At 57.3% G+C, this 12,595-nt stretch carries 11 protein-coding genes; 6 read left to right on the forward strand and 5 right to left on the reverse strand.

Features of this window, described 5'->3' with window-relative positions:
* The first annotated feature begins 125 nt into the window (after positions 1-125).
* From metF to katG, 3 genes are all read left to right on the forward strand, one after another.
* Positions 126-1,013: a methylenetetrahydrofolate reductase gene (metF, locus tag ACW14G_RS15535; protein ID WP_163448632.1), complete on the forward strand. Its 888-nt coding sequence runs from the start codon at positions 126-128 to the stop codon at positions 1,011-1,013.
* Between the two features lie 112 nt (positions 1,014-1,125).
* Positions 1,126-2,031 (forward strand): DMT family transporter, encoded by a 906-nt coding sequence (locus ACW14G_RS15540; RefSeq protein WP_167577191.1) that lies wholly within the window; start codon positions 1,126-1,128, stop codon positions 2,029-2,031.
* 226 nt (positions 2,032-2,257) lie between these two features.
* Positions 2,258-4,432 carry a catalase/peroxidase HPI gene (gene katG, locus ACW14G_RS15545; RefSeq protein WP_163448630.1) on the forward strand — a complete coding sequence of 725 codons (2,175 nt, stop codon included), beginning with the start codon at positions 2,258-2,260 and terminating at the stop codon, positions 4,430-4,432.
* 276 nt (positions 4,433-4,708) lie between these two features.
* Here the strand turns inward: katG and gldA are convergent, their stop codons facing one another.
* Genes gldA through ptsP form a run of 3 tightly spaced genes read right to left on the reverse strand, consistent with a single transcriptional unit; the run spans position 4,709 to position 8,999 of the window.
* The gene (gldA, locus tag ACW14G_RS15550) at positions 4,709-5,812 is read right to left on the reverse strand and encodes a bifunctional L-1,2-propanediol dehydrogenase/glycerol dehydrogenase (RefSeq protein ID WP_163448629.1); all 1,104 of its coding nucleotides are present in this window, start codon (positions 5,810-5,812) and stop codon (positions 4,709-4,711) included.
* Positions 5,813-5,823: 11 nt separating this feature from the next.
* Positions 5,824-6,486, reverse strand: coding sequence for a fructose-6-phosphate aldolase (gene fsa, locus ACW14G_RS15555; RefSeq protein ID WP_167577189.1), 663 nt, complete (start codon positions 6,484-6,486; stop codon positions 5,824-5,826).
* 11 nt (positions 6,487-6,497) lie between these two features.
* Positions 6,498-8,999 carry a phosphoenolpyruvate--protein phosphotransferase gene (gene ptsP / locus ACW14G_RS15560; protein WP_249022517.1) on the reverse strand — a complete coding sequence of 834 codons (2,502 nt, stop codon included), beginning with the start codon at positions 8,997-8,999 and terminating at the stop codon, positions 6,498-6,500.
* A 312-nt stretch (positions 9,000-9,311) separates the two neighbouring features.
* On the opposite strand from ptsP, the gene ACW14G_RS15565 reads away from it, so the two are divergent.
* From ACW14G_RS15565 to ACW14G_RS15575, 3 genes are all read left to right on the forward strand, one after another.
* The gene (locus tag ACW14G_RS15565; protein WP_163448626.1) at positions 9,312-10,391 is read left to right on the forward strand and encodes a PTS fructose transporter subunit EIIC; all 1,080 of its coding nucleotides are present in this window, start codon (positions 9,312-9,314) and stop codon (positions 10,389-10,391) included.
* 17 nt (positions 10,392-10,408) lie between these two features.
* The gene (locus ACW14G_RS15570; RefSeq protein ID WP_163448625.1) at positions 10,409-10,729 is read left to right on the forward strand and encodes a PTS fructose-like transporter subunit IIB; all 321 of its coding nucleotides are present in this window, start codon (positions 10,409-10,411) and stop codon (positions 10,727-10,729) included.
* Between the two features lie 91 nt (positions 10,730-10,820).
* The gene (locus ACW14G_RS15575) at positions 10,821-11,177 is read left to right on the forward strand and encodes a PTS fructose-like transporter subunit IIB (protein ID WP_167577186.1); all 357 of its coding nucleotides are present in this window, start codon (positions 10,821-10,823) and stop codon (positions 11,175-11,177) included.
* On the opposite strand, the gene ACW14G_RS15580 is transcribed toward ACW14G_RS15575, so the two are convergent.
* A complete protein-coding gene (locus tag ACW14G_RS15580) occupies positions 11,164-12,009 on the reverse strand; it encodes a helix-turn-helix transcriptional regulator (RefSeq protein ID WP_249022516.1) in 846 nt (281 codons plus the stop codon). The two genes, ACW14G_RS15575 and ACW14G_RS15580, sit on opposite strands and share 14 nt — an antisense overlap.
* A 100-nt stretch (positions 12,010-12,109) precedes the next feature.
* Positions 12,110-12,595, reverse strand: a 486-nt coding sequence (locus ACW14G_RS15585; RefSeq protein ID WP_455648670.1) for a phosphoenolpyruvate carboxylase, incomplete at its 5' end; no start/stop codon positions are given.

The following is a 12,595-nucleotide window of genomic DNA, read 5'->3' on the forward strand; positions in this document are numbered from 1 at the left end:
TCACTTTTTACGCCGATCTTTCTATTGACGCCCGTCGCCTTTTGCGGCATTTTTACATCCAGACGTCTAAACGGATAGATGTTTACAACACAACAATAATGACACGCGATTGATAGAGGTAAGGTATGAGCTTTTTTCACGCCAACCAGCGGGAAGCGCTGAATCAGAGTCTGGCCGAAGTGCAGGGGCAGATTAACGTTTCTTTCGAGTTTTTCCCGCCGCGCACCAGTGAAATGGAGCAAACCCTGTGGAACTCTATCGACCGTCTGAGCAGCCTGAAGCCAAAATTTGTTTCGGTCACCTACGGCGCCAACTCCGGCGAACGTGACCGTACGCACAGCATCATTAAAGGCATTAAAGATCGCACGGGTCTGGAAGCCGTGCCGCATCTGACCTGCATTGACGCCACCCGCGACGAGCTGCGCGCGATTGCTCAGGACTACTGGAACAACGGTATTCGCCACATTGTGGCCCTGCGCGGCGACCTGCCGCCGGGCAGCGGCAAGCCGGAAATGTATGCAGCCGACCTGGTGACTTTGCTGAAAGACGTGGCGGATTTCGATATTTCCGTCGCCGCCTATCCGGAAGTACACCCAGAAGCAAAAAGTGCCCAGGCCGACCTGCTCAACCTGAAGCGTAAAGTGGATGCCGGTGCAAACCGCGCGATCACCCAGTTCTTCTTTGATGTTGAAAGCTATCTGCGCTTCCGCGACCGCTGTGTCTCTGCGGGGATTGATGTTGAAATCATTCCGGGGATCCTGCCGGTGTCGAACTTCAAACAGGCGAAAAAATTTGCCGATATGACCAACGTCCGCATTCCGGCGTGGATGTCGACCATGTTTGAAGGGCTGGACGATGATGCGGAAACCCGCAAACTGGTTGGCGCCAGCATCGCGATGGACATGGTGAAAATCCTCAGCCGTGAAGGGGTGAAGGATTTCCACTTCTACACGCTGAACCGTGCGGAAATGAGCTACGCCATCTGCCACACGCTGGGCGTGCGCCCGGCGTAATTGCCGACCCGGTAAGCGCAGCGCTACCGGGCAATTCCCGACAAAAGCCCTGTCTATGCAGGGCTTTTGCGCAGTATAGTAACGGCCATCACATCACCGTTACGGACTTACCATGACCACCGAAGGGAAAAGCAATCCGCTGGCGCTTGTTGGCCTGCTGACGCTGACGCTCATCTGGAGCTACAGCTGGATTGCGATGAAACAGGTGACGCTCTACATCGGCGCCTTCGACTTCACCGCGCTACGCTGCATCTCCGGCGCACTACTGCTGTTTATCGTTTTACTCCTGCGTGGGCGCGGCATGCGGCCAACGCCGTTTGGCTACACGCTGGCGATTGCGCTGCTGCAAACCTGCGGCATGATTGGCCTCGCGCAGTGGGCGCTGATGAGCGGCGGGGCCGGGAAAGTGGCGATTCTGACCTACACCATGCCGTTCTGGGTGGTGATTATGGCGGCGCTATTCCTGGGCGAACGCATGCGACGGCTGCAATATGCGGCGATTGGCGTGGCAGCGGTGGGACTGTGTCTGGTGATGCAGCCATGGCAGCTCGACCTCTCTTCGTTAAAAAGCGCGCTGTTAGCGATTCTCTCCGGCATCAGTTGGGGGGCGAGCGCCATCGTCGCGAAACGTATGTACCGGCGTCATCCAGGGCTCGATCTGTTGGCACTGACCAGCTGGCAAATGCTGTATGCCGCCGTCATCATGAGCGCCGTGGCGTTACTGGTGCCGCAGCAACCGGTCGACTGGCATCCCGCTGTTTTTGGGGCGCTGGCCTACAGCGCTATCCTGGCGACGGCGCTGGCCTGGAGCCTGTGGCTGTATGTGTTGCGAAACCTGCCTGCCGGCATTGCCAGCCTGAGTACGCTGGCGGTGCCGGTGTTTGGCGTGCTGTTTTCCTGGTGGCTGCTGGGGGAAAAGCCGGACGGATTGGAAACTGTCGGCATTGTACTGATCGTGTTTGCCCTGGCGGTTATCAGTCTCAAAAAGCGCGTTCCTCAGGTCCAACGTAGCCGATGAGAGATAATGAATTCCTTATATTTTATAAGGAATTTCTTGCCAATCCTCCCCAGGTCACAGCCATCGTGTCCCATTCTATGCAAGGATAAGTATGGCCTACGCAAAAATTCCGCGCTGACAAGGAAAAAATAAGAGGAATTAACTATCAAATCCGTGGGTCATTTCAGCTATAACTTATCAGCAGGGGTGTATATCTTAACGATAAATACTGTAAGGGAGCATAGTGATGAGCACGCCAGACGATATCCAGAACGCAGGTAAATGTCCTTTCCACCACGGTGGTGGCCACGACCAGAGCGCCGGTGCCGGCACCAGTAGCAAAGACTGGTGGCCGAAACAGCTGCGCGTTGATCTACTTAATCAGCATTCCAATCGATCCAACCCGCTGGGTGAGGATTTCGATTATCGTAAAGAATTCAGCAAATTAGATTACTCCGCACTGAAGGGGGACATCCGCGCGCTGTTAACCGAGTCGCAATCCTGGTGGCCTGCCGACTGGGGTAGCTATGTGGGGCTGTTTATCCGCATGGCGTGGCACGGGGCGGGTACCTACCGTTCAGCCGATGGTCGTGGTGGCGCAGGTCGCGGTCAACAGCGTTTTGCCCCGCTGAACTCGTGGCCGGATAACGTGAGCCTGGATAAGGCGCGTCGTCTGCTGTGGCCAATCAAACAGAAATACGGCCAAAAAATTTCCTGGGCCGACCTGTATATTCTGGCGGGTAACGTGGCGCTGGAAAACTCCGGCTTCCGTACCTTTGGTTTTGGTGCCGGGCGTGAAGACGTCTGGGAACCGGATCTGGACGTGAACTGGGGTGATGAAAAAACCTGGCTGGCGCACCGTGACCCGGAAGAGCTGGCAAAACGCCCGCTGGCAGCCACTGAAATGGGCCTGATTTACGTCAACCCGGAAGGACCAAACGCCAGCGGCGAACCGCTGTCGGCGGCATCGGCCATTCGCGCAACCTTCGGCAACATGGGTATGGATGACGAAGAAACCGTCGCCCTGATCGCCGGTGGCCACACGCTGGGTAAAACCCACGGCGCAGGCCCGGCCACGCATGTTGGTCCGGATCCTGAAGCGGCGCCGATTGAAAACCAGGGCCTCGGCTGGAAGAGCGATTTCGGCACGGGCGTCGGTAAAGATGCGATCACCTCTGGTCTGGAAGTGGTATGGACTCAGACCCCGACCCAGTGGAGCAACTACTTCTTCGAGAACCTGTTCAAATACGAATGGGTACAGACTCGCAGCCCGGCTGGCGCTATCCAGTTTGAAGCAGTAGACGCGCCGGAAATCATTCCGGATCCGTTCGACCCGTCGAAAAAACGTAAGCCAACGATGCTGGTGACCGACCTGACGCTGCGCTTCGACCCGGACTTCGAGAAAATTTCCCGTCGCTTCCTTAACGATCCGCAGGCCTTCAACGAAGCCTTTGCCCGCGCGTGGTTCAAACTGACCCACCGTGATATGGGGCCAAAAGCGCGTTACATCGGGCCGGAAGTACCGCGTGAAGATCTGATTTGGCAGGATCCGCTGCCGCACGCGTTCTTCAACCCATCAGCAGAAGATATCGCCAGTCTGAAAGCGGATATTGCCGCTTCCGGTCTGACGGTGAGCGAACTGGTGTCGGTAGCGTGGGCATCAGCCTCAACGTTCCGCGGCGGTGATAAGCGTGGCGGCGCGAACGGCGCGCGTCTGGCGCTGGCTCCGCAGCGTAGCTGGGACGTTAACGCTACGGCGGCACGCGTGTTGCCAGTGCTGGAAGGCATCTATAAATCGGCGCATAAAGCGTCGCTGGCCGATATTATCGTGCTGGCTGGCGTGGTGGGCGTTGAGCAGGCGGCGAAAGCGGCTGGCGTTAACATTTCCGTACCGTTCACCCCGGGCCGCGTTGATGCGCGTCAGGATCAGACTGATATCGAGATGTTCGAACTGCTCAAGCCGGTTGCCGATGGTTTCCGTAACTATCGTGCGGCGCCGGGTGAAGCGACCACCGAGTCTCTGCTGATCGACAAAGCACAGTTGCTGACGCTGACCGCACCGGAACTGACCGTACTGGTCGGCGGGATGCGCGTACTGGGTGCGAACTTTGACGGCAGCAACCACGGCGTGTTGACCGACAACGTCGGTGCGCTGACCACCGACTTCTTCGTCAATCTGCTGGATATGCGCACCGAATGGAAGGCTACGGACGAAACGGCTGAGCTGTTTGAAGGCCGTGATCGTGTGAGCGGTGAGGTGAAATACACTGCGACGCGCGCCGATCTGGTGTTCGGTTCCAACGCCGTACTGCGCGCGCTGGCGGAGGTTTACGCTTCCAGCGATGCGAAAGAGAAGTTTGTGAAGGACTTCGTCGCGGCTTGGGTGAAAGTGATGAACCTGGACCGTTTTGACCTGCTGTAAGGTCGGTTTGACGGTATAAAAAAATCCCCGCGAAAGCGGGGATTTTTGTTGGTGGGGGGGGCGGGATTTCCCCTCACCCCGGCCCTCTCCCCAAAGGGGCGAGGGGGAAAATCGGCCCGAGTCGATTTTGAGTGCTGTACCTAAAACGGCTCATTACGCTCCTCTCCTCAAAGGGACGAGGGAGAAAAGCGGTCTGAGCAGATTTTGATCGCTGTATTCACAAACCGCACTAAACGGTCCCCTCTCCCCTGTGGGGAGAGGGTTAGGGTGAGGGGGTTACTCCCACTCGTGCAGAAAACGCTGCCCATACTGGTCGGCAACCAGCAGCGCCGCGTACACGCGGTCAGGATCCGCGCCGCCAGGCATGTTGTGAATGGTTTCCCCTTCCGCGCAGGCCGCTTCCGCCACCAGGCGCATTTTCGCCGGGATATCTTCTTTAATATCCAGCTGCGCCAGGGTGATCGGCAGACCAACGCTGTGGCACAGCGCGGCAACGGTCTCAATTTCTTCCACCGACGCGTTTTCCAGCACCAGTTGAGTCAGCGTACCGAAGGCGACTTTTTCGCCGTGGTAGAAATGGTGAGCGTCAGGAATGGCCGTCATACCGTTGTGGATTGCGTGCGCCGCGGCCAGGCCGCCGCTTTCAAAACCAACGCCGCTGAGATAGGTATTGGCTTCAATCACGCGCTCCAGCGCCGGAGTGACCACGTGCTGCTCGGCGGCCAGCATCGCTTTTTCACCTTCTTCAATCAGCGTGTTGTAGCACAGTTCGGCCAGCGCCAGCGCCGCCTGAGTACACTTGCCGCCTGCCATGGTGGTGGCGCCGCTGCGTGAGCAGGCGCGGGCTTCAAACCAGGTGGCCAGCGCATCGCCAATCCCGGCGGCCAGCAGACGTGCCGGGGCGCCGGCGACGATTTTGGTGTCGACGATAACCATGTTTGGGTTATGCGGCAGCATCAGGTAGCGGTCGAATTCACCGTCATCGGTGTACAACACGGAGAGCGCGCTGCACGGCGCGTCGGTGGAGGCGATGGTGGGCACGATAGCCACCGGCAAATTCATAAAGTGGGCCAGCGCTTTCGCGGTATCCAACGTTTTCCCGCCGCCAATACCTAAAATAGCGCTGCATTTTGCGCTGGTGGCGACGTCCTGCAGTCGATTGACTTCATTCTGTGAGCACTCGCCGCCAAACGGCGCGATTTCAACGGACAGACCTGCGCCGGTCAGGCTCTTGCGCAGCGTCTCTTCGGCAAATCCCAGTACAAACTTATCGCCGACGACCAGCCAGCTATTCGCCATCGGTTTTAAGTAATCACCCAGGCGAGTGATGACGTCAGCGCCCTGAATATACTTACCTGGTGATTGAATAATGCGATCCATACATTTCTCCCTTACAGGTTCAGATTACCAAATGCGTTTTTCCAGTCTTGCTCGAACTTCTCTATAGCTGACTCTACAGCGGGCGTGCCGAGCATTTGTTGCGCTACATCTAAAGGAAGGGTGATGGCCTCACATCCCGCTAATAAACAGTCCAGCGCCTGACGTGGGGTTTTGAAGCTGGCAGCTAGCACTTTGCTCTGTGGCGCATGCAGTTCCAGCAGCGTTTGTAATTCCTGCACCATACGGATACCGTCGCCACCCTGGGCATCCACGCGGTTAACGTATGGCGCGACATATTCGGCTCCGGCCAGTGCGGCGAGCAGCCCCTGCGCCGCACTGTAAACCGCGGTACCCAGCGTCGGTATGCCTTCTTTTTTCAATAGCTTAATTGCAGCCAGCCCTTCGGCGGTGACCGGTACTTTCACCACGATGCCGGGAACGGCCTCGTTCAGGCGACGAGCGTCGGCAACCATACCATCCGCCGTGCGGCTCATGGTTTGGGCAAACAGCGTGCCGTTTTCGCCCATCGCTTTTTTCAGGCGCGGCAGCACATCCCAGATAGATTCACGGCTGGCGGCGACAATACTCGGGTTGGTGGTCACGCCAACAATCGGGAAAATACGCGCCAGACGCTCAACTTCCTGCACATTGGCGGTATCCAGATACAGTTCCATGCTATGTCCTCTTAAAGTTCCAGTTCGTGTTGCAGCAGGCTGGCAATCGCGTCGGCTGAAGCGGCGTTAACCAGCGAGTGACGGAATTCTTCATGCATAATCCGGCGAGCCAGGCGCGAGAAAATGCGCATATGCTGGTCGCCCGCGGCATGTTTGTTAAGCGTCAGCATAATGATGAATTGCGCCTGTTCATCGCCCCAGGTCACCGGCGCGGGCAGGCGTGCGACGCTGATGGTCGACTGTTCAATATGCTCAGATTTGCTGTGCGGAATGGCAAAGCTAAAGCCAAGGCCGGTCGAGAAGACCGCTTCGCGTGCCCACAGGTCGGCCTCAAGCTTGCGCGGATAGCGGCAGCGCCCGGCGAGCAGCAGGTTATCGGTCATGCCTTTGAGCACCTCCTCTTTGCTGCGCCAGTCGTTATCCAGCGAAATGCAGCGCGGGGTAATCAGCGGCGCATCCTGCTGGCTCATGCGGAACTGTGCCAGTAAATGTTCCACTTCCAGCGAGGTACGGCAGGCCATCGCCTGATTCAGAAGCTGACGACAGGCGCGGCTGTCGAGCTGGGCCAGGCGCGCTTTGGTGGCCGGAATCGAGGGCGCGCTCATGCTGATTTCGTCCAGCCCCAGCCCAACCAGCAGCGGCAGGACGGAGCCTTTCGCTCCCAGTTCGCCGCACAGACCAATCCATTTTCCCTGACGATGCACCGCCTGGACGGCGTAGTCGAGTGCGCGCAGGAAGGCCGGATTCAGACTGTTGTAGTGACGGGTTACTCTTGCGTTATCACGGTCGACTGCCAGCAGGTATTGCGTCAGGTCATTGCTGCCGATGCTAAAGAAATCAATCTCTTCGCAGCACTGATCGATGATAAACATGACCGAAGGGACTTCCAGCATGATGCCCAGCGGAATGCGCTCATCAAACGGCACGTGCTCGCTGCGCAGTTGCTGTTTCGCTTCGGCTACCTTTTCTTTTACCCACAGGATCTCTTCCATGGAGGAGATCATCGGAATCATAATTTTCAGGCTGCCGTGCGCCGAGGCGCGCAGAATGGCGCGCAGCTGGGTGATGAACAGCGTGGAATATTCTTCATAAATACGCACCGCGCGGTAGCCAAGGAACGGGTTGTTCTCCGCTGGAATATTCAGGTAATCCACCGGCTTATCACCGCCGATATCCATGGTGCGGATGATAATGCTACGTCCGTTGGCGGACTCCAGCGCCTGACAGAAAATATTGTAGAGCTCGCTCTCGCTCGGCTCGCTGGCGCGGTCCATATACAGCATTTCGGTGCGGAACAGACCAACTGCTTCCGCGCCGTTACCAAAGGCCGCCTGCGCTTCGACGGAGTGAGCGATGTTGGCCGCCACTTCCAGACGAATCCCGTCGGCGCTGCGCGCCTCTTTATTCAGCCACACGCTCTGCTGTTCGCGGATAGCGGCCTGGACGCGCGCTTCCTGCTGGTAGTAGCGGGTAATAGCTTCGTCAGGCGCGACAATGACTGCTCCGGCGTTGCCATCAAGGTAGACCGTCTGGTTTTGCCACGGCGTCAGCGCGTCAATCTCCACGCCAACAAGGGTGGGAATATTGAATGAGCGCGCAAGTATTACCGTGTGTGAGGTCGTGCCGCCGCTTTGCAGCAGCAGGCCTTTGAGCTGCGTTTTGTCCAGCTCAAGGAATTGGCTTGGGGTTAGCTCTTCCGCCATACAGATAGACGGCTGAGTCAGCTGGCCCGGCGCCGGGAAACGCTGTTCGCCATAAATGTGCTGTAAAAGCTGAAAGCCGACGTCCCGTACGTCCAGCGCGCGCTCCTGCAGATAGCTGCTGCTGGAACGGGCGAACTCGGCGCAGAAATGGTTGGTGCTGGCGATAATTGCCTGTGCGCAGCTGAGGCCCTGATTGACGCCTTCCAGCAGATGCTGGCGTAGCGAGGTGTCGGTGGCCAGCGAACGATGTGCTTCAAGGATAGTGCTGGCGGTGCTGTCGCTGTCCAGCAGGCGCAGCTCCAGCGTTCTGACCAGCCGCGTCAGGCCGCCGTCCAGCGCGGATTGTTCCTGCTCCGGACTTTGTGCCGCAGGCAGTTCGCCGAGGTTATTGAGATCCAGCGCGGCCAGGCGGGTCAGGACGCCGCCGGCGCTGCCGTTGCATACCGGCTGCGCGCGGAACAGCGTTGGGCCCAGGCGAGTCAGTGACGCCGGCAGCGGTTCCTGCTCAACGGCGGTAACTTGCGCCAGCGGCGCATCGCACAGCGGGAATTCGTCCTTCAACCAGACGGACAGGCGTTCGTGAGCGGCGTTTTCATCAGCACCGCTAATGAGCAACTGGCAGCTATCGCCCGCCAGCGTGTCGGTACCGATAATCGCCAGCGCGCTTTTGGCGTTGCCTTTACGGTCAGTGCGCAGGTTATGCCATTCAATGTCGCAGCAAAAGGTATTGCACAGCGTTTCGACATGGCTGGCCGGACGGGCGTGCACGCCGTTCGGCAATTCACAGATAAATTCAACAACCAAGGCCATAACCTTCTCTCCCAAATCAGTCGATATGGGTAACAGAATAGGGGGCATGTTATCGGCGCTGCTATCTGACATTTATGTCAAAAACTGGACAAATGTATTGTCCGCTTGAAAATGCGAGCCATCTCACAGGTTGCTAGTGGAGCTTATAAAGAGGGGAATAGCGTTAACTTTTGAGGTCGCTCGCATTTTTCTTCTGACATTACAAAAATCCAGTAAATGCACTTTTTATCCACTGTCTGTCCCGCCACCAATTGCCTATTGTTTGCCACAACACCTTAATGGACATGGGCCGAAGAAGCCCAGGAGCGACTGATGAAAGAATTGGTGCACATACTCAAAAACACCCGTCAGCACTTAATGACTGGCGTGTCGCACATGATCCCGTTTGTGGTTGCGGGGGGAATTTTACTGGCGGTCTCGGTCATGCTGTACGGCAAAGGGGCCGTACCGGATGCGGCCACCGATCCCAACCTGAAAAAGCTGTTTGATATTGGTGTGGCAGGTCTGACGCTGATGGTGCCGTTCCTCGCCGCCTACATTGGCTATTCCATCGCCGAGCGCTCCGCACTGGCGCCTTGCGCCATCGGCGCGTGGGTGGGCAACAGTTTTGGCGCGGGCTTCTTCGGCGCGCTGATCGCCGGGATTATCGGCGGAATCGTCGTCTACTATCTGAAAAAAATCCCGGTGCACAAAGTGTTGCGCTCGGTGATGCCAATCTTCGTCATTCCTATCGTCGGCACCTTCATAACCGCAGGCGTGATGATGTGGGGGCTGGGTGAACCGGTGGGCCTGCTGACCACCAGCCTGACCCACTGGCTGCAAGGCATGCAGCAGGGCAGCATCGTGGTGCTGGCAGTCATTATGGGCCTGATGCTGGCGTTCGACATGGGCGGCCCGGTGAACAAAGTGGCCTACGCCTTCATGCTGATTTGTGTCTCGCAGGGTGTTTATACCGTGGTAGCGATTGCTGCCGTCGGTATCTGCGTTCCACCGCTGGGTCTGGGGCTGGCCACGCTGATTAATCGTAAGAATTTCAATAACGAAGAGCGCGAAGCCGGGAAAGCGGCGCTCGTCATGGGTTGTGTGGGCGTCACCGAAGGGGCGATTCCATTCGCTGCCGCCGACCCGCTACGCGTGATTCCATCCATCATGTTGGGTTCCGTTTGCGGCGCGGTGACCGCTGCGCTGATGGGGGCACAGTGTTACGCCGGATGGGGCGGTCTGATTGTCCTGCCGGTGGTAGAAGGCAAACTGGGCTATTTGCTGGCGATTGTGGTGGGGGCTGTGGTGACCGCCGTCAGCGTTAACCTGCTGAAAAGCCTGGCGCGTAAGAACAAGAAAGCGGTTGTCGAAAAAGAAGATGACCTGGATTTAGATTTCGAAATTAACTAATTGAGAAGGTAGAGATTATGACCAATATTATTGCGGTAACGGCCTGTCCTTCCGGCGTAGCACACACCTACATGGCCGCGGAAGCGCTGGAAAGCGCGGCCAAATCCAAAGGCTGGAACGTGAAGGTAGAAACGCAGGGGTCGATTGGTCAGGAAAATGAGCTGACCGCCAGCGACGTCGCGGCTGCGGATATGGTCATTCTGACCAAGGATATCGGCATCAAATTTGAAGAGCGCTTCACCGGGAAAACGATAGTACGCGTCAATATTAGCGATGCAGTAAAACGCGCCGACGCTATTATGAATAAAATCGAGGCACACTTAGCGCAGAGCGCATAAGCATTATCTCGATATTATAGGTACTTACAGACTGGCAGGCGCGAAAGAGTATTTGCGCCTGCCAGCGTTTGTTTTCTGCAAGGAGGGGACGATGACGGCAACGGGCGGACGAATGTTAGTGGCGGTAACCGCCTGCGTGAGCGGCGTGGCCCATACCTATATGGCGGCTGAACGTCTGGAGAAGCTCTGTCAGCAGGAAAAATGGACCATCAAAATCGAAACCCAGGGGGCGCTGGGCATTGAGAATGCGCTCACGGAAGAGGACATTCGCCGCGCTGATGCGGTACTGCTGATCACCGATATTGAGTTGAATGGGGCCGAACGTTTTACCCAGAGCCGCTATGTGCAGTCGGGTATCAGCGCTTTTCTACGCGATCCGCAAAAGGTGATGATCGCGGTGCGTAAGCTGCTTTCCGCGCCTCAGCACACGCATATTATTCTGTCGTAGTCAGCTGACTGTGGTACTGGCGACGGTACTCTGACGGTGAGCGTGCGGTGTTTTTGCGAAACAGGCGGCAGAAGTAGTTGCTGTCGACGAACCCACAGGCGTGGGCGATCTCTTTTACCTTCAGATCATACCCCTTCAACAGCCGTCTGGCGTGCTCCAGGCGGGTGTGGTTGAGGTATTCATTAAAGCCCATAATGCCGCTTTTCTGGAACAGGTGTGACAGGTAGTTCGGCGAAATATAGAACGCCTGAGCTACCGATTCGCGGGTCAGCGGTTCGGCGAAGTGGCTATCGATATATTCGCGAATGGCGTCGAACAGTGCCTGGCTGCGCGAGGCGGTCTGAATCTGGCTGCTGAGCAGATCGGCGCAGTGGCTGATGAGGCTGGTGGCAATCAGCCGCGCGGTTTGCTGCTCCTGCGGCTGCATTTGAATTTCACTCATGGTTTGCAGCAGAAAGGAACCGACGCGCGGCCCGCGACGGGCAACATGCTGTTTTGCCAGATTACTCAGGCGGTAGCCATCCCACTGCTGGATGCTAAACCCCAACTGCTGTTTGCCAAACAGAATGCTTAGCGTGGTGGCAGGTTCCAGCCAGTGAGGAAAATTCCAGCCGCCAGCGGGAACGTACAGCACATCCAGCGTCTGCATGGGCGTGTCGTCGCCCAGTCCGGCGTCGGCGAGTTGCCCTTCCAGCACAATTTCGAGGCGCGGAAAGTCGACCTGAAAAGCCATATCGGGAACGGGCGTGTGATTGCCGGCAAAACCGATTTTTTGCAGCGGGGTGGCCCCGGACGCAATGCGGGAAAGCAGTGGGTTGATGTCGAAAAACATGGGGCTCCCTGTCGTGATGAACAACAAAGAAACCTTAACTGAGGGTATGAAAAAAGGCCACAAAGAATGTGGCCTTTTGGGGTGTCCGCGTCTTGATAAATTAACCGGTGTTACGCATACCTGCTGCGACGCCCGCGATGGTGACCATCAGCGCCTGCTCGACGTTAGGATCCGGCTCCTGGCCTTCTTCTTCCGCTTTACGAGAACGGTGCAGCAGTTCGGCCTGCAGTACGTTCAGCGGGTCGGTGTAGATGTTACGCAGCTGGATAGACTCGGCAATCCACGGCAGGTCGGCCATCAGGTGCGCGTCGTTGGCGATGTCCAGCACCACTTTGATGTCGGCTTCCAGCAGATCGCGCAGTTCGGCACCCAGCGCCCACAGCTCCTGTTTCACCAGACGCTGATCGTAATATTCTGCCAGCCATAGGTCGGCTTTCGAGTAGACCATCTCCAGCATCCCCAGACGGGTAGAGAAGAACGGCCAGTCGCGGCACATGGTTTCCAGCTTGCTCTGCTTGCCGTCTTCCACCACTTTTTGCAGCGCCGCGCCGGCACCCAGCCAGGCTGGCAGCATCAGGCGGTTCTG

The organism is Kluyvera sp. (genome assembly GCF_965301105.1).

Coding starts and splice junctions, on each gene's coding strand:
- ACW14G_RS15580 (WP_249022516.1), bottom strand. CDS start 12,009: ATGTTTTTCGACATCAACCCACTGCTTTCCCGCATTGCGTCCGGGGCC.
- ACW14G_RS15575 (WP_167577186.1), top strand. CDS start 10,821: ATGACGGCAACGGGCGGACGAATGTTAGTGGCGGTAACCGCCTGCGTG.
- ptsP (WP_249022517.1), bottom strand. CDS start 8,999: ATGGCCTTGGTTGTTGAATTTATCTGTGAATTGCCGAACGGCGTGCAC.
- gldA (WP_163448629.1), bottom strand. CDS start 5,812: ATGGATCGCATTATTCAATCACCAGGTAAGTATATTCAGGGCGCTGAC.
- fsa (WP_167577189.1), bottom strand. CDS start 6,486: ATGGAACTGTATCTGGATACCGCCAATGTGCAGGAAGTTGAGCGTCTG.
- metF (WP_163448632.1), top strand. CDS start 126: ATGAGCTTTTTTCACGCCAACCAGCGGGAAGCGCTGAATCAGAGTCTG.
- ACW14G_RS15565 (WP_163448626.1), top strand. CDS start 9,312: ATGAAAGAATTGGTGCACATACTCAAAAACACCCGTCAGCACTTAATG.
- ACW14G_RS15540 (WP_167577191.1), top strand. CDS start 1,126: ATGACCACCGAAGGGAAAAGCAATCCGCTGGCGCTTGTTGGCCTGCTG.
- ACW14G_RS15570 (WP_163448625.1), top strand. CDS start 10,409: ATGACCAATATTATTGCGGTAACGGCCTGTCCTTCCGGCGTAGCACAC.
- katG (WP_163448630.1), top strand. CDS start 2,258: ATGAGCACGCCAGACGATATCCAGAACGCAGGTAAATGTCCTTTCCAC.